At 53.7% G+C, this 15791-nt stretch carries 17 protein-coding genes and 3 tRNA genes; 14 read left to right on the top strand and 6 right to left on the bottom strand.

Translation table 11 applies throughout. The annotated features are described in order from the left end of the window. Position 1 precedes the first annotated feature (1 nt). A complete protein-coding gene (locus tag GC090_RS13375) occupies positions 2-613 on the top strand; it encodes an acyl-homoserine-lactone synthase (RefSeq protein ID WP_006118772.1) in 612 nt (203 codons plus the stop codon). 33 nt (positions 614-646) lie between these two features. Here GC090_RS13375 and GC090_RS13370 read toward each other — a convergent pair whose 3' ends face one another. Then, complete coding sequence (locus tag GC090_RS13370) at positions 647-871, bottom strand: DUF2594 family protein (protein WP_006118773.1); 225 nt, start codon at positions 869-871, stop codon at positions 647-649. Positions 872-1301: 430 nt separating this feature from the next. Here GC090_RS13370 and uvrY point away from each other — a divergent pair, with 430 nt between their 5' ends. The 6 genes from uvrY (at position 1302) to GC090_RS13340 (ending at position 4880) form a co-directional block, all read left to right on the top strand. Further along, positions 1302-1961 carry a UvrY/SirA/GacA family response regulator transcription factor gene (uvrY, locus tag GC090_RS13365; RefSeq protein WP_324020065.1) on the top strand — a complete coding sequence of 220 codons (660 nt, stop codon included), beginning with the start codon at positions 1302-1304 and terminating at the stop codon, positions 1959-1961. Then, positions 1954-3786 (top strand): excinuclease ABC subunit UvrC, encoded by a 1833-nt coding sequence (gene uvrC / locus GC090_RS13360; RefSeq protein WP_058707584.1) that lies wholly within the window; start codon positions 1954-1956, stop codon positions 3784-3786. Before uvrY ends, uvrC begins: the two co-directional genes overlap by 8 nt. A 68-nt stretch (positions 3787-3854) precedes the next feature. Further along, on the top strand, positions 3855-4403 hold the full coding sequence (gene pgsA / locus GC090_RS13355; RefSeq protein WP_006118776.1) for a CDP-diacylglycerol--glycerol-3-phosphate 3-phosphatidyltransferase: 549 nt from the start codon (positions 3855-3857) through the stop codon (positions 4401-4403). A gap of 190 nt (positions 4404-4593) precedes the next feature. Further along, a tRNA-Gly gene (locus tag GC090_RS13350) sits at positions 4594-4669 on the top strand. A gap of 40 nt (positions 4670-4709) precedes the next feature. After that, positions 4710-4783: transfer RNA gene (locus tag GC090_RS13345), tRNA-Cys, on the top strand. A gap of 10 nt (positions 4784-4793) precedes the next feature. Then, a tRNA-Leu gene (locus GC090_RS13340) sits at positions 4794-4880 on the top strand. Between the two features lie 300 nt (positions 4881-5180). Here the strand turns inward: GC090_RS13340 and GC090_RS13335 are convergent. Then, positions 5181-5519 carry a hypothetical protein gene (locus GC090_RS13335; protein ID WP_324020062.1) on the bottom strand — a complete coding sequence of 113 codons (339 nt, stop codon included), beginning with the start codon at positions 5517-5519 and terminating at the stop codon, positions 5181-5183. Positions 5520-6090: 571 nt separating this feature from the next. Here GC090_RS13335 and GC090_RS13330 point away from each other — a divergent pair. Both GC090_RS13330 and GC090_RS13325 read left to right on the top strand, forming a co-directional pair. Then, positions 6091-6396 carry a YrhK family protein gene (locus tag GC090_RS13330; RefSeq protein ID WP_324020060.1) on the top strand — a complete coding sequence of 102 codons (306 nt, stop codon included), beginning with the start codon at positions 6091-6093 and terminating at the stop codon, positions 6394-6396. A gap of 533 nt (positions 6397-6929) precedes the next feature. Beyond that, complete coding sequence (locus tag GC090_RS13325; RefSeq protein WP_006118780.1) at positions 6930-7127, top strand: DUF6404 family protein; 198 nt, start codon at positions 6930-6932, stop codon at positions 7125-7127. A 35-nt stretch (positions 7128-7162) separates the two neighbouring features. Here the strand turns inward: GC090_RS13325 and GC090_RS13320 are convergent, their stop codons facing one another. The 4 genes from GC090_RS13320 to GC090_RS13305 all read right to left on the bottom strand — a co-directional run bounded on the left by GC090_RS13320 (position 7163) and on the right by GC090_RS13305 (position 10724). Further along, on the bottom strand, positions 7163-8668 hold the full coding sequence (locus GC090_RS13320; protein WP_162286212.1) for a SulP family inorganic anion transporter: 1506 nt from the start codon (positions 8666-8668) through the stop codon (positions 7163-7165). Between the two features lie 133 nt (positions 8669-8801). Next, positions 8802-9062 (bottom strand): biofilm/acid-resistance regulator YmgB/AriR, encoded by a 261-nt coding sequence (locus tag GC090_RS13315; RefSeq protein WP_033737586.1) that lies wholly within the window; start codon positions 9060-9062, stop codon positions 8802-8804. Between the two features lie 372 nt (positions 9063-9434). After that, on the bottom strand, positions 9435-9842 hold the full coding sequence (locus tag GC090_RS13310) for a PTH2-like family protein (protein ID WP_110267699.1): 408 nt from the start codon (positions 9840-9842) through the stop codon (positions 9435-9437). 36 nt (positions 9843-9878) lie between these two features. Further along, positions 9879-10724: an AraC family transcriptional regulator gene (locus tag GC090_RS13305; protein ID WP_324020056.1), complete on the bottom strand. Its 846-nt coding sequence runs from the start codon at positions 10722-10724 to the stop codon at positions 9879-9881. A gap of 162 nt (positions 10725-10886) precedes the next feature. Between GC090_RS13305 and GC090_RS13300 the strand changes: the two genes are divergently transcribed. The 5 genes from GC090_RS13300 (at position 10887) to GC090_RS13280 (ending at position 15768) form a co-directional block, all read left to right on the top strand. Continuing rightward, positions 10887-11315 (top strand): MarR family winged helix-turn-helix transcriptional regulator, encoded by a 429-nt coding sequence (locus tag GC090_RS13300; RefSeq protein WP_033737583.1) that lies wholly within the window; start codon positions 10887-10889, stop codon positions 11313-11315. Between the two features lie 2 nt (positions 11316-11317). After that, a complete protein-coding gene (locus GC090_RS13295) occupies positions 11318-12997 on the top strand; it encodes an MFS transporter (protein ID WP_110267697.1) in 1680 nt (559 codons plus the stop codon). Positions 12998-12999: 2 nt separating this feature from the next. Further along, positions 13000-14094, top strand: coding sequence for an HlyD family secretion protein (locus GC090_RS13290; protein WP_033737581.1), 1095 nt, complete (start codon positions 13000-13002; stop codon positions 14092-14094). Next, a complete protein-coding gene (locus GC090_RS13285) occupies positions 14091-15509 on the top strand; it encodes an efflux transporter outer membrane subunit (RefSeq protein ID WP_058701402.1) in 1419 nt (472 codons plus the stop codon). The genes GC090_RS13290 and GC090_RS13285 overlap by 4 nt, the downstream gene beginning before the upstream one ends. Positions 15510-15624: 115 nt before the next feature. Continuing rightward, positions 15625-15768 carry a hypothetical protein gene (locus GC090_RS13280; RefSeq protein ID WP_006118788.1) on the top strand — a complete coding sequence of 48 codons (144 nt, stop codon included), beginning with the start codon at positions 15625-15627 and terminating at the stop codon, positions 15766-15768. The last annotated feature ends 23 nt before the right edge of the window (positions 15769-15791 follow it).

Raw genomic sequence — 15791 nt, 5'->3', positions numbered from 1 at the left:
GATGAAAATAGTTCAAACGCAGTTAAAGGATATGCCATCCTCTTTGCTTGCCGAACTTGGCAGCTACCGTTACAGCGTGTTTGCGCGGGGTGAAGGCTGGTCGATTCCACCGCGTCTGAGTACACCAGGGCAAGAATATGACCGGTATGACCGCTCTGATGTGACCTGGTTAATCGCCTGGAGCGTGCGAAGCGGCATTAGCGGCTGCGCCCGCCTGATGCCCTGGACGGAACCCGAGCAAACGGAAGGCATTGTTTTGCCGTTCGATCATGAAAAGGTCTGGGAAATGTCCCGCTTCTCTGCACGACTGGAAGTGGATCCTGAGCTACCGCTCAATATTCTGTGGCATGCGGTACAGCTGGCGGAGCTGAACGGCATTGAATGCATTATCAGTTCGGCTACGCCGATGCTGGAAAAAATGTTTGAAGAACATCAGGTCGTCTATGAACCTCTGACGCCGGGTTTAATTCTCTCAGAGGATAATCTCTTTGCCATCCGTATCCCCGTCAGTCAACCTGCGCTGGCAGAGAAATACCGTGGTACGCGGCGTTTCAGCCCGGAAGAGGTGCTGCCTTCACTCGGCGTGTCCGTTAACTGGCATTCGAACGGTTAGCGCGCTGCCCCCGGGCGGGGGCAGCACAAGCCATTACTGGCGATAAGCCGCTTTGATTTGTTTAATGGTGTTACTGAACACGTCTGCCTGCGGCTTTTCGCCCAGTGTTTTCACATAACGTTCCATATTAATGATTACTTTTCCGGCATCAGCCTGGCCCATCCCTTTCAGGATCAAAGTAATCATCATCTTAAGGCAAGCCACTTCATCAGATAATTTTTGCGTTTCCTGCGAGGTAGCGAAATCTTCATCGCTCATGAATTTCTCCTTGGTGATTAACATCGTCTCTACAATCTTTACGCGCAGCAATCGGTGAGTATATCACACGAAAGACCACTTGCTGTTAGCGTGGGCAACGCAGGCTGTTTAACCATGTCAGTTCAGTCATATTAATTAATCACGGATGTGAATAGTAGCTGACGAGAGCGTCGCAGTTTGGTAAAAATCTCATAAATACAATATCGTCTGATTGTTGTAACTGTTTGATAAAACATTTTTTTTACATTATACAGGCTGTCATGTCTGTTCCTGCAGGCGTAAACAAGAACAGAGCCAGGTTGCATGAAGATAAAACACTGACGCGATCTGACCTGCCACTTTGTATCTGTGCTTTTAATGCAAAAACAGGTATGATTGCCGCTTGCAATCGTTAAATGCTACCTCTTTATTAGCTGCGGAGTGCTTCGCGTTGATCACTGTCCTTCTTGTCGATGACCATGAGCTGGTACGTGCCGGCATCCGCCGTATTCTTGAAGATATCAAAGGTCTGGTGATCGCTGGCGAAGCGTGTTGTGGCGAAGATGCAGTTAAGTGGTGTCGGGCTAATCAGGTTGACGTCATCTTAATGGACATGAATATGCCGGGTATCGGTGGGCTGGAAGCCACGCGCAAAATCGTGCGCTACAACCCGGATATCAAAATTATTATGCTGACGATTCACACTGAAAACCCGCTGCCTGCCAAAGTGATGCAGGCCGGTGCGGCAGGTTATCTGAGTAAAGGTGCCGCGCCGCAGGAAGTGGTGAACGCGATTCGTTCGGTTAAGGCCGGCCAACGCTACATTGCCTCGGACATTGCTCAGCAAATGGCGTTAAGCCAGATTGAGCCGCAAAAAGCCGAATCTCTCTTCAGCTGTTTGTCGGAAAGGGAATTGCAGATTATGCTGATGATCACCAAAGGACAAAAGGTGACGGAAATTTCCGAGCAGCTGAATCTCAGTCCTAAAACCGTTAACAGCTACCGCTACAGAATGTTCAGTAAGCTGAATATCAGTGGCGACGTAGAGTTAACGCATCTGGCCATCAGACATGGCCTGTTCAATGCGGAGCCGTTAATCAGTAGTGAGTGACCTCTTTAATCCCAAAAATTTTCTCAGTACGGTCACCAGCGAGCCAGGTGTTTACCGGATGTACGATGTGTCCGGAACGGTTATCTATGTCGGCAAAGCGAAAGATCTGAAAAAGCGACTGACAAGCTACTTTCGCACCCAGGTGGGTAGCCGAAAAACCGAAGCGCTGGTAAGTAACATCCATCACATTGATGTCACCGTAACCCACACTGAAACCGAAGCGTTGTTGCTTGAGCATAATTACATCAAGCTTTATCAACCGCGCTATAACGTTCTGTTGCGTGACGATAAATCCTACCCCTACATTTTTCTGAGTGGCGACACACACCCGCGTCTTGCAATGCACCGGGGCGCTAAGCACGCCAAAGGGGAGTATTTCGGTCCGTTTCCTAATGGTTATGCGGTAAGAGAAACGCTGGCGTTGCTGCAAAAGGTCTTTCCGATACGGCAATGTGAAAACAGCGTTTACCGCAACCGCACGCGCCCCTGTTTGCAGTACCAGATTGGCCGCTGTCTTGGCCCTTGCGTGGCAGGGTTGGTCAGTGAGGAGGAATACGCCCAGCAGACAGATTACGTCAGACTGTTTTTAGCAGGCAAAGACGATCAGGTGCTGAATCTGCTGGTGACGCGCATGGAAGAAGCCAGTCAGTCACTGCGCTTCGAAGACGCGGCCCGGCTGCGCGATCAGATTCAGGCCGTCAGACGCATTACCGAGAAGCAGTTTGTCTCTAATCAGGGCGACGATCTGGATGTGATTGGCGTTGCCTATGACGCCGGAATGGCATGTTTGCACGTTCTGTTTATCCGCCAGGGGAAAGTACTGGGAAGCCGAAGCTATTTTCCCAAAGTGCCCGCGGATACGGACCTGGCTGAAGTCGTCCAGACCTTCGTCGGACAGTTCTATTTGCAGGGCAGCGAAATGCGCACCTTGCCCAGCGAGATTTTACTCGATTTCACTTTGCCCGAACGTGAGTTGCTAGCAGACTCATTGACAGAATTAGCCGGTCGACGGGTAAACATTCAAAGTAAACCCCGCGGCGATCGCGCGCGTTACCTCAAGCTGGCTCGGACCAATGCCGGTTCGGCATTAAAAACGCGTCTGTCGCAGCATTCCACGATTCATCAGCGCCTCACCGCGTTGGCCGAATTTCTCAAACTGGAGAAGATTGGCCGCATGGAGTGTTTTGACATCAGTCATACCATGGGTGAACAAACCATCGCTTCCTGCGTCGTGTTTGATCAAAACGGCCCGCTTCGCGCTGACTACCGCCGTTATAACATTACCGGCATCACACCCGGCGATGACTATGCGGCCATGAATCAGGTGCTACGCCGACGTTATGGCAAAGCGATTGAAGAAGAAAAAATTCCCGATGTGATCCTGATAGATGGGGGCAAAGGTCAGCTGGCACAGGCAAAACAGGTGTTTGCAGAGCTGGACGTGCCCTGGGATAAATCCCGCCCCATTTTGCTGGGCGTTGCAAAGGGGACCGATCGTAAAGCCGGTCTGGAAACCTTATTTTTCGAGCCAGAAGGCGAGGGCGTTTCTCTGTCACCCGATGCGCCAGCGCTTCATGTCATTCAGCATATTCGTGATGACGCTCACAATCATGCAATTTCAGGGCACCGTAAAAAACGGGCCAAAGTCAAAAACACCAGCGCACTGGAAAGTATCGAGGGCGTGGGACCAAAACGGCGACAGCAGTTGCTCAAGTACATGGGCGGCCTGCAACCGTTGATGAATGCGTCGGTCGAGGAGATCGCCAATGTGCCCGGTATATCGCATGCGCTGGCGGAAAAAATCTACTACTCGTTGAAACACTAGCATTGAAACAGGGGGGGCAATGTAGGAACATACGTTAAACACCACCCAATCCAGACAGTTACCAGCATATGCAATTTAACATTCCGACCTGTCTTACCCTGTTTCGCGTCGTTCTTATTCCGTTCTTTGTGCTGGCTTTCTATCTGCCTTTCCACTGGGCGCCCTTTGTTACCGCGTTGATTTTCGTTGTTGCCGCCGTGACCGACTGGTTCGATGGCTTCCTGGCTCGCCGCTGGAAGCAGACAACCCGCTTTGGTGCGTTTCTCGATCCGGTGGCGGATAAGGTGATGGTGGCCATTGCTTTGGTACTGGTTGCGGAATATTTCCATGCCTGGTGGATCACGCTGCCCGCTGCCACGATGATCGCCCGTGAAATTATTATTTCAGCCCTGCGTGAGTGGATGGCAGAGATAGGTAAACGGAGCAGCGTTGCGGTTTCCTGGATCGGTAAAGTGAAAACCACCGCGCAGATGTTTTCGCTTTTTGCTCTGCTGTGGCGTCCGGACAGTATGGTGGTCGGTGTTGGCGTGGTCGCGCTGTACATTGCCGCGGTGCTGACGTTCTGGTCCATGTTCCAGTATTTAAGCGCTGCCAGAGGCGATTTGCTCGAACCGTGATCGATGCGATTCAAAAAGCAGCAAACGGACGCAATGTGGGGATAATTTTATTGACTCACCGCGTCATCTCAGTAGAATGCATCGCATCGAACGGCAGCACAGCTGCAGAAGCTAAGAAAAATCAGTAAGTTCGATAAAGCGTAGTAAAGTCTGACCCTTCAGCAGCGAGTTATCTGAACGGTAAGATGATGCGGGAATAGCTCAGTTGGTAGAGCACGACCTTGCCAAGGTCGGGGTCGCGAGTTCGAGTCTCGTTTCCCGCTCCAAATTCGCTGGCCAGGCAATCCTGGCGGCAAATCGGTTTTAGGCGCGTTGGCAGAGTGGCTATGCAGCGGATTGCAAATCCGTGTACCTCGGTTCGACTCCGGGACGCGCCTCCAGTTATACCTCGCCCGGGTGGTGAAATCGGTAGACACAAGGGATTTAAAATCCCTCGATCGTAAGGTCGTGCGGGTTCAAGTCCCGCCCCGGGCACCATATTGAAACACCCATAAAATCAAGTCGTAGCAATGTCGTTTAAGCCGCCTCTTTGGGCGGTTTTTTGTTTTTATAAGCCCTTCCTGCTATGTCATTTCTGATTCTGGTCTCAGGCTCCTGTTAAACCCCTTTCTCCCTTTGCCGTTTGTCTCCTCCTGTGCTGACCTGACGCTGTTTTTTATAACATGCCACGTCTGGCAATCCAGCAAATGCATCAAGATGACGTCTGCACGATGAGTGGAAACAAGCCCGGTAGACTGAGAAAGAGACACTTTACGGGTACAGGCAGCATGATATCGATTACCGAAAGCGCTCGTCCTGAATGTGGGTGACAGTAGCAAAACCAGTAACAGTTTTGACTATGCTCTCTATCCCCGTTTTGACAGATATGACGGTGACAGACGGCATTGCCTGGTATTTTCGCCTTTGGCTACGGGCAGTCCTGTCACGCATCATTGCCGTTTCTCGATCAAAACGGAATGGATTACCTTTGACCAATACATTCAAGGCCAAAATAAACGCGAGGAAAAGGAGGCAGATTGAGAAGGCTGCGGATTTTAAGCGGTTCAATCCGTTCATTAAAAAAGCCTGCGTTACACAGGCAGAAATCGTTACAAGGGAAAATCCAGTTGTCAGCATGCGCTGACCCGGCAAGCATACAGTGAATGGGGTTTTTAGATACAAGTGAATAACTTTTAATCAGTAAAAGGCACGATGTGTATGTTGCAGTCATAAAAAAGCCCACTCGGATGTGGGCATAGCAAAATTGGCTATTAATGTAAGGTTCTAACAATTACTTCCTTACTATCGGCAATCCCGCGCCAGGCTTTAGCCGCTGTAAAAAATAAACCTTTATATTGCCGACAGTCTTTGGTGCGAAAGGCGGGCAACGTGCTCTGTTCTTATCCCGTTGACTGACTTTTACAGCGTGTCGCTATTCTTTTGCGAGATTGATCGTGCTGGCAGAAGCGGCAGAGTCAGATTCAGACCAGGTGTCCCTGAGACTTGATGGTGCCTTTAAGCGCTTATCCGTCGTTTGAGCAATGGCAGTGTGTTCCCTGACAATCAACATAAAAATGGCGTGAAGATGTTTTGGCAGGCGTTAAACGATATGTTCTTATGGTCGGATACGACTTTTTCCCCCGCGGCGGGGTTACTGTGGCGGACAGGCTGAGGCCAGCAGGTTACCTTTCTTCTCTGTGTACTAATCTTGTCTGCAGTCATTTCATTATTCAGAAAAGGGCAAGCCGTGCCGGGAAACAAAGCAGAAATCACTGTGGGTTCAGATCATATCATCATCGCTCGACGTTACCGCGCTCTTGGCGCGCTCAACGATCTCTTTATCGCAGTATGGTTCCTGACGGGCAGCATCCTGTTTTTCTTCGACTCGCTGATGACAGGTGGAACATGGTTATTTGTCGTGGGGAGCCTTCAGTTATTACTTCGCCCGGCAATCACCCTGGCAGAACTGGTACACGTAAAGCGCATCGATCAACATCCACAAAAACCTCAGTAGTCCTTTACCCCAGTATCACGGACAGCTAAACGCATTCAGCCTGCCTGATATATGAACGACTCAGGCAGGCTAAATGAAAGGTGAGGCGATTTCAGGAGATCACCAGGTGCGGGCGGGCGGTGGTGGCGGTTGCTGCCCGGTTGCAGGCGGCGGTGGTGCAACGGTGCCTGCCGGTGGTGGGGCCAGTGCCTGACCCGGGGGTGGCGGCGGAGGCGGCGGCGGGCGATGATCGTGTGGCGGTGGGGGTGGCGCGCAGCCGGGGCCCGGTGGTGGCGGTGCGCACGCGGTCAATGTTGAGGCAGCGACAACAGCAGCGAAAAAAGTCAGACGACGATTCATGCTATTTCCCTTGTGAAATTAACAGTAAGCTAATTGTAGTTAGCTGTTACTAAACATAACGGGGGTAAAGCAGAAAAGCGAAGCGATTACGCCCTCTATCCGTTTTTTGAGATACTTCTCATCTCGCGCGTTTAATCCGGTTTTTTGTTTCAACGCCAGCTAAAGTAGCGCATCACAAAAGAGGAGTGGCGTTTATGAATGGCATTTTGAAATTCGTCCGCGGCTGGCTGATTTTTTCAGTGTTATGGGGCGTCTTCATGTGGTTTATGTCATGGCAGGCGCAGGGCAAAGAAATTGGCCTGGCTGTTTTGATGAGTCTTTATGCTGGCCTGTTATACCAGGCATTAATAACGATGGTCGCGCGCTATCGGGCACGGCGACAGCAGGCGTAAGAGGGGCCTGCTGCGTGCCGCAGCAGGCCAGTGTCTCAGCTCAGATTACCGCTCAGGCGGCGATGAAAATCGCTGCTGCGCATATCCAGCCCTTCAATGGTGACGCTGGCACCATGACGCTGATAACGGTATTCGATACCATCCAGTGCAGCGACGGTGGAGGCATCCCATATCTGTGCGTGCGTTAAATCAATGGTGACAGATTTAGGGTCATGTGCGTAATCGAAGTGCTCAAACAAATCGTTGCTGCTGGCAAAAAACAGCGGTCCGCGAACATCGTAGCGCACAGACTGTCCGTCCTCACTCAACGTTCTTTCCGCATGAATCACATGCGCGACGCGCCGGGCAAACAACATCATTGCCACCACTACCCCCGCCAGCACCCCCAGCGCCAGGTTACTGGTTAACACGGTAATACCTACCGTTAACAGCATGACCAGCGTTTCTGACCAGGGCATCCGTTTCAGCGTCGCGGGCTGCAAACTGTGCCAGTTGACCGTCTTGACGGCGACAATCATCATGATGCCGGCCAGCACCACCATCGGGATCTGCGCCATGATGTGGCTCAGGCCCGTCACCAGCAGTAACAGCACGAGGGCGGCGGCAACCGTTGAAACCCGGCTACGTGCTTTACCCAGTTCCACGTTGACAATGGTCTGTCCGATCATGGCGCATCCGGCGATACCACCGTAAAAACCGGCCAAAATATTACCTATACCCAGCCCCCAGGATTCGCGACGTTTGCTGGACGGCGTATCTGTAAGGTCATCCACCAGCTTGGCGGTCAGTAGCGATTCCATTAGTCCTACAAACGCCACGCTCAGCGCGGTGGGCCAGACGATGGATAAGGTCTGCCAGTTGAGCGGAACGGTCAGTGCCGTAAAGTCTGGCAGACCTGCGCTCATGGGGCCTTCATCACCCACCGTCGGGACGCGATAGCCCATCGCCAGCGCCACGGCGGTCACGACCACGATGGCCACTAAGGGAGAGGGCACACTTTTCAGCACGCGGGGCAGGAGCAGCACGATGGCCAGCGTCACGGCGAAGAGTGCCCACACCAGCGGCGATTGTCCCCAGACATGCGGGACCTGAGCAAAGAAAATTAAAACGCCAAGCGCATTCACAAAGCCGATCATGACCGAACGGGGAATATAACGCATCGCACGTGACATACCTGTCACGCCGAACAGAATCTGAATGATCCCGGCCATTACAACGGCAGGAAGAATATAGGCCACGCCATGCACATGGACCATAGGCCCAATCACCAGCGCAACCGAACCCGCTGCGGCGGTTACCATGGCAGGGCGGCCGCCAAGCAAAGACAGCGTCAGGCAGAGTACGACAGAGGCCACCAGGCTGACCTTCGGATCGACACCGGCGATGACCGAAAACGAGATCACTTCCGGAATAAGCGCCAGCGCCGTGATCACGCCGGCCAGGCATTCTCGCGTCAGCAGTGCAGGCGAGCGTAAGACGCGGCCGACACTGACATCGTTTTCCACAACGGCTGTTGTGGCGACATCATGTTGTTGATTCATAGTGTAAACAGGCTCTTTTATTTTAAGCTTGCGCGAAAGGCAAGGAAGACAGGATTTGGTGAAGGGCGAATGTTACCGACAGCTCAGAGAAGAAGCCAGAAAAAGCGAAATGACTCCATCCATGGAGAAAGGATTATACCGTCAGGTCGTCTGGCGTTTTATACACCACCATCTCAAGCAGATGACGATAAACGTCCAGTGAGACTTCGTCGCGCTCCAGCTCGAGGCGATGAATCAATTTAGAAATAATGGCTTTATTATTGACGGCCATACCTGACTGTAAGATTTCCGCGACAACGAGACCAAGAATCTCCATATCGCTGTCGGGTTTAGTCGCCGCAGCGGTGAAGTAATCCGCGATCTCTTTATCCGTTTGGGGCAGTGTGTTTTGCATGTGTCAGCCTTTGAAAAAGTCGGCTACCCGGTAGAGTGCGCGACAAACAGACCTAAAAGCCATCGCATAAAAATACAATGGCGCCAAACTCAACAAGCAGGTCATCAAAATCAAAAAAGAAACCTCTGAGGGTGGAAATCCATTACACCTTCAGAGGCGACGCAGATGCATCATTCGTTACAGAGTCGTGATCACAACTCGTTGTATGTAAAGTTATACAATTAAAGTTTATTTGTACAAGTAGATTATTAAGCATAAAATGCTAATCCTTAACAATTAGGATGTTAAGAATTTTGTTTGTCGCTTTCCTGTACAGGAAATGTGTACAAGCGGGCCAGGCCGACGGGAAAGCAGCGTGCTTTCCCGGGAGGGTTAACTAAACAGGTTGAGTTTTGCAGTGAGTTTGCGAACCGCTTTTTTGTCGCCCACTATCGCCATCCCAAGCAGGCGCCATTCCGGGGCGGGCAGCGTCTTCATCGTGTCACTGAAGGCCTGGTAGTCGGTGGTTGACTGACCCTGCTCGGGAAAGACCACAATGTCACAGTCTGTCTGTTCACTCTGGTGCCACACGGTGCTGAGTTGTGCACTATCGGCCCCCAGGACAGGAATGCCAACGGGGATGAGCCCCGGATAGCGCTGCGTTGTCGCATCTTCCAGGTCTTCACCGACCAGACTGGGATGACGTTTTCCCAGCGTCAGAGCGATAACGGCGGCAGCATTGGTGGCTTTGCCGGCCGGTAACGCACTGTTCAAAATCATGACACATCGTAAGTCGCTCATTATCTTCTCCTGACACAAAATGCCATTGTGGCAAGGCTAGTGATCAGCGTCTGGAAGATTTGTGCACAGTTGCTGGTAACGTGCAGGCGTCAGCTGGCAGGCGCGTTTAAACCAGCGCCCCAGATGACTCTGGTCTGCAAAGCCAAGATCGGCAGCCACCTCAGCGGGTAAATGGCCCATAGCCAGCCGTCGGCGTGCCTGACTGAGCCGCCACTGTATCAACCAGGCGTGGGGCGGCAGGCCCCACTGCTGCTGGAACAGGCGGGAAAGCCGAAAACGATCCACGTTCAGCGCCTGTGCCATCTGGGCAATGCCGGGGTTATCGACGTGGTAAGCAATAAGCCAGTCTCGTGCCTGATGGGCCAGTGTCGGTGCCACATCCGGCCGCGTATTGCGCCAGACAGGCAAGTGACGAAGATGGCGGAATAGCCGCTCCAGCGCCGCATCTTTGATTAACTGCGGGTGATTGTGCCAGAGCGCGTCGAAGGCGTGCCAGACCGCCCAGGAGAGCCATTTCTCATCCTGAAGCGTGGTGGCAAAACGCAGTTCACTGCCGGGCGCACTGTCCAGACAGCCAGGTGCAAACTGCTGGTGCAGATGATGAGGTGACAGATAGAGCATGCGGTAGGTAAAGCCCTGTGCATCAATGGCATCGCCATCGTGAAGCTCTTCAGGTTCCAACATAAAGACCGTGCCCGGTCGGCTCCGATGACGTTTCTGACGGGAGTGGAACTGCTGCACGCCTTGCTCCGTCACGCCAATTAAGTAACTGTCATGCCAGTGAGGATCGTAAGCATGTCCGGTAAAATGCGCCCGTATCGCTTCGATGCCGCTACGCGCGTCGCGGCGCAGATCGACCCAGTTATGGGTGGAGGTGTTCACGCTTTTGTCCTCCCCGAGGTGTTGACAGCAGGATCATGACTGGACATTTTGACGTTGTTATCCAGTATTTAACAGTACAGATGCTTTTCTTTCGCATTTTGCTTTGCGTATAATAACTTAATCAATTAATTAGAACTCTAATCATTAGGCAGCTACTTATAAATGTCATCTAACCGTACCTTTACCCACCTGCTGCACCTGACCGCCCATGCCTGGCGCCTGGCCGTTGACCGCCATCTTAAAGACAGCGGTCTGAGCACCAGTAGCTGGATGGCGATAGGGCTTATCGCCAGTGAACCTCAACGCCTCACGCAAACCGAACTGGCGCAGTTAATGGGCCTGGAAGATGCGAGTATGGTGCCGTTGGTGGATCGCCTGGTGAAACAGGACCTGTTATCCCGGGTCCAGCCCGCCGAAGATCGCCGCAAGCGTCATCTGGTGCTGACCGAGAAGGGCAATGAAGCGTTCGCAAAAGTAAAGACGCAGGCCGATGCGCTGCGCACGCAACTGCTGGCGGATATTGATCCTCAGGAAATCGCCCTGGTAGAGCGCGTTTTACAAACGCTGCTGACCCGAATGGGAAGTATGTAAGTATGGCCCGGCGCAATCCCTACGCTGCGCGTGAATGGTTGCCTCATGAAAAACCCATGCTGCCGGGCTCGCCTTCGACGCCAATCCATTCCCCACCCAAGCGTGTTGCCTTTGGGCTGATAGGGTTGCTGATCTCGCTGACCGGCGCGTTAAGTAATGCGCTGGTTACGGCTAATCTGACCAATCTGCAAGGCACCTTCGCGGCTTATTCCAACGAAATTGCCTGGCTGCCCGCGGTGTATGTGATGGGGAACATCTCCATCAACCTGCTGTTGGTAAAATTTCGCCAGCAGTTTGGTTTACGCGTATTTACCGAAGCGTTTTTGGTGCTGTACGTCCTGGTCGCCTTTTTCCATCTGTTTGCCAACGATCTGAGTTCAGCGATTATCGTGCGCACGGCCCATGGCATGGTCGGTGCGGCGCTAAGCTCGCTGGGCATTTATTACCAGGTTCAGGCCTGGCCTGCCAGGCATCGCTTAAAAGCGCTGGTCATTGGTCTCACCGCCTCACAGCTCGCTATTCCGCTGGCGCGCCTGTTCTCCAGTGAGTTGCTACAACTGGACGAGTGGCGAGGGCTGTATCTGTTTGAGCTGGGGTTAGCGCTGATTGCATTAGGGGCGGTGCTGGTGGTTAAGCTGCCGCCGGGCGATCGTATTAAAGCTTTTGAAAAGATGGATTTCCTGACGTTTATCCTGCTGGCTCCGGGCATGGCGTTGCTGTGTGGCGTGCTGTCGCTGGGCCGTATTGAGTGGTGGTTCAGTACGCCCTGGCTGGGGATCTGTTCAGCCCTGGCGCTGGTGCTGATCGTCAGTGCCTTTGTGATTGAGCACAATCGCCGCAATCCACTCATTAACACGCGCTGGCTCAGCAGTGGAATGATCGTGCGTTTAGGCATTGTGATGATCATGATTCGCATCGTACTGGCAGAGCAGAATACGGGGGCAGTCGGCTTCCTGCAGCAGATTGGATTACAGAATGATCAAATGCACGGCCTGGCGCTTGCCATCATGGCCGGTGTGGTGGCGGGCATTGCCGCCAGCGCGCTGACTATCAAGCCTACCCATCTTAACTGGCCGATCGTCGCATCGCTGGTCGTCATGATTATCGCCTCACTGATGGATGCGCAATCCAGCCCGGTCACGCGCGCGAACAATATGTACCTGAGTCAGTTTCTGCTGGGGTTCGGCAGTGCCTTTTTCATGGCGCCGGCCATGCTGATGGGAATTGGCAGCGTCGTCACGCAGCCTAAAAATCTGGTCAGTTTCGTGGTCCTGTTCGGCATGAGCCAAAACCTGGGCGGTTTAATCGGATCCGCGATTCTGGGAACCTTTCAGGTCTGGCGTGAAAAATATCACTCCAGCCTGCTCGGCGATCAATTATCGTTACTGGATCCCAACGTCAGCGATCGGCTTACGCAATATGGTGGGCTCTTTAGCAGCCAGATTGGCGATAGCGCATTATTGAGTGCCCAAAGCACCAGCCAGCTTCAGTCCGTCGCCACCCTGCAGGCGAACGTCCTGGCCTACAACGACACCTATCTGCTGACCGCAACTCTGGCGCTGGTTACGCTGATGTGGGTGTTATGGCGTTTAACACGTCGACGCTACCTTGACTGGCGACAGGCCAAATTTCATCTGGCAGAGCAGCGTCAGCTCGCCGCCGCACAAGAACGAACGGAGTAAGTATGAGTCAGCAGGATGAACTTCAGGCAGCAGAACGCGATCGGGCGAATCGTCGTCGTATTCTCTCCATCGCCCTGGGGAGCGGCATTGCGGTCATTGGTGTGCTGGTTATTCTGTATGCCTGGCAGCTATGGCCTTTTACCAGTCCGGTCCAGAGCACGGAAAACGCCTATGTACGCGGCCAGGTCACCTTTATCAGCCCGCAGGTGAGCGGATATCTGACTGCTGTGAACGTGGCCGATCTGCAGCCGGTCAAAAAAGGTCAGGTGCTGATGACGATTGACGATCGTATTTATCGCCAGCGAGTGCATCAGGCGCAGGCACAACTGGCCATGAAGCAGGCCGCTCTGAGCAACAATCAACAGCAGCGTCTTAGCGCGCAGGCCACGATCCAGAGCAACAAAGCCGCTCTGGAAAACGCCAGAGCGCAGGCGGTGAAAAGTGGCCTGGATCTGAAGCGGGTAGAGAATCTGGCCGCGGATGGTTCGCTCTCCGTGCGTGAGCGGGATGCCGCACGCGCAGCGAACGCGCAGGGGCTGGCTCAGCTTCATCAGGCAGAAGCCCAGGTTGCAGTCGCTCAGCAAAATCTGCAAACGGTGATCGTAAACCGGGCGTCGCTGGAGGCGGACGTTGCCAGTGCGCAGGCGGCGCTGGAGCTGGCTGAAATCGACCTGGCAAACACCCGTATCATATCACCCGATGCGGGTCAGTTAGGGCAGTTATCGGTGCGTAAAGGCGCCTATGTGACGGCCGGGACGCGCCTGACCTCCGTGGTGCCTGCACATAAGTGGATCATCGCAAACTATAAAGAAACCCAGCTTGCGCATATCCGCGTGGGGTTGCCGGTGACGATTCGTGTCGATGCGCTGGATGGTAAACGTTTCGACGGTCGCGTTGCCGATATCTCGCCAGCGGCAGGCTCAGAATTCAGCGCTATCTCACCGGATAACGCGACCGGTAACTTTGTGAAAATCGCCCAGCGTATTCCCGTACGCATTGACGTCGCGCCGGAGGTGCAGCAACAGTTACGGCCCGGCATGTCAGTCGAGGTCAGTATTGATACGGCGGCCTCACCAGTCAGTGAGACCGCACCATGAAGGGCGCTCGGTTAGTGGCAGGCATGCTGGCCGCCCTGTTAGCAGGGTGCAGCACCCAGGTTGAGAAAGCCCCGGCCTCGTTACCCATTCCGTCACAATGGCGCGAACAGGTTGGGCCTTCCGCGCCGCCAGAGGCGGCCTGGTGGCAGGCGTTTGGCGATCGGGATCTGAACCGACTGGTGGAGCAGGCATTACAGCATAATCCCGATATTTTGATAGCCCGTTCGCGGGTGGATCAATATCGTGCGCAACTGCGTGGCGCTGAGGGCGATAACTTTCCCACGCTCAGTGGCGGGGTTGCGGCAACGCGTCAACGTGCCCTGTCGGCTGTGACCGGGCAGCCTTATGAAACCTCCGTTTTTCAGGGGCAGCTTCAGGCCAGTTACAATGTCGATTTGTGGGGCGCACGGGCCGATACGATTGATGCCACCCGCGCCACGCTGGAGGCGCAGCAGGCGGCCGCGTCGGCCGCAGAACTGACCATCGCCAGTTCCGTTGCATCGGGTTATATGACGCTCTGCGCGCTGGATGAACAACTGCGCGTGACCGAAGCGACGCTGGCCATACGGCGTAACTCGCTCCGACTGGCGCAGCGTCAGTTTGAAACAGGTTATACGTCCCGGCTGGAGTGGATGCAGGCCTCATCGGAGTATCAGTCCGCGCAAGCCCAGGTGCCGCAGTTACAGCATCAGATTGCTCAGCAGGAAAACGCGCTCAGTATTTTAGTCGGCATGAACCCTCGGGAGGTGGCCCGTCACCGCGACTTTACTGTCCTGATGCCACAGACGATACCGGGCATTTTGCCGTCAGCCTTACTGAATCGTCGCCCGGATATCGTCCAGGCGCAGCGCCAGCTGCTGGCCGCCGATGCCAGCCTGGCTGCGTCAAAGGCGAAGTTACTGCCGGGAATTAATCTGACAGCGTCGGGCACGTTACAGCGTTCCGTTTTGCATCAGCTGGTGGACGATCCGTTCCGCCTCTGGAGCGTAGGGGGCAGTATTCTGGCACCGTTGCTGAACCGTGAAGCATTGACCGCCCAGGTCGATGTCGCTATGGCTTCTCGCAATCAGGCACTTTACACCTATGAGAAAGTGGTAAGAAACGCGTTCTCCGAAGTCAATAACGCGCTGGATGCCATTCGCCAGGGTGAAGCACAGCGTGAAGCGCTCCAGAAGCAAGAGCAGTTTGTCGCCGAGGCACTGCGTATTGCAACGAATCGCTATCAAAATGGCTATGCTTCTTATCTGGACGAACTGGATGCGCAACGCACCCTGTTTGCCACGCAGCTAAATCTGGTAACGGTAAAGAATAATCTGTTGCAGGCCCAAATCGCGTTATACAGTGCACTCGGCGGGGGCTGGTCGGGCGAAAACCAGAGTGGGGCACGGCATCAGGCTGACGCCAGGGGGCCGTAATCGTCGCCCATCAGTTTGCCAGCGGTCTGTTTTGTAAAATCACGGCTAACGCGACGGGTTTGTTTTACACTGTCGCGCACTATCGCCCCATTATGCCGTTTTGACCAGGAAGAGCATGTTCTTACCCCACCCACCAGAAGAGCATGAGGAACCCGTGGCTCAGCCGCTTGCCGATGCGCACTTCGCGATTGTGGTGCTTGCAGTGACGTCGGTAACGCTTATAATTTTCGTTCTGATCGTCACGCTTTGGATGAGCTAGTGTTTATCAACCGGACCTGAAAG

Source organism: Pantoea sp. JZ29 (assembly GCF_035190385.1).
GTDB classification, from domain to species: Bacteria; Pseudomonadota; Gammaproteobacteria; order Enterobacterales; family Enterobacteriaceae; genus Pantoea; species Pantoea stewartii.
Note: the sequence above shows the minus strand (reverse complement) of the source record. Positions and strands in the feature narration are given on the sequence as shown.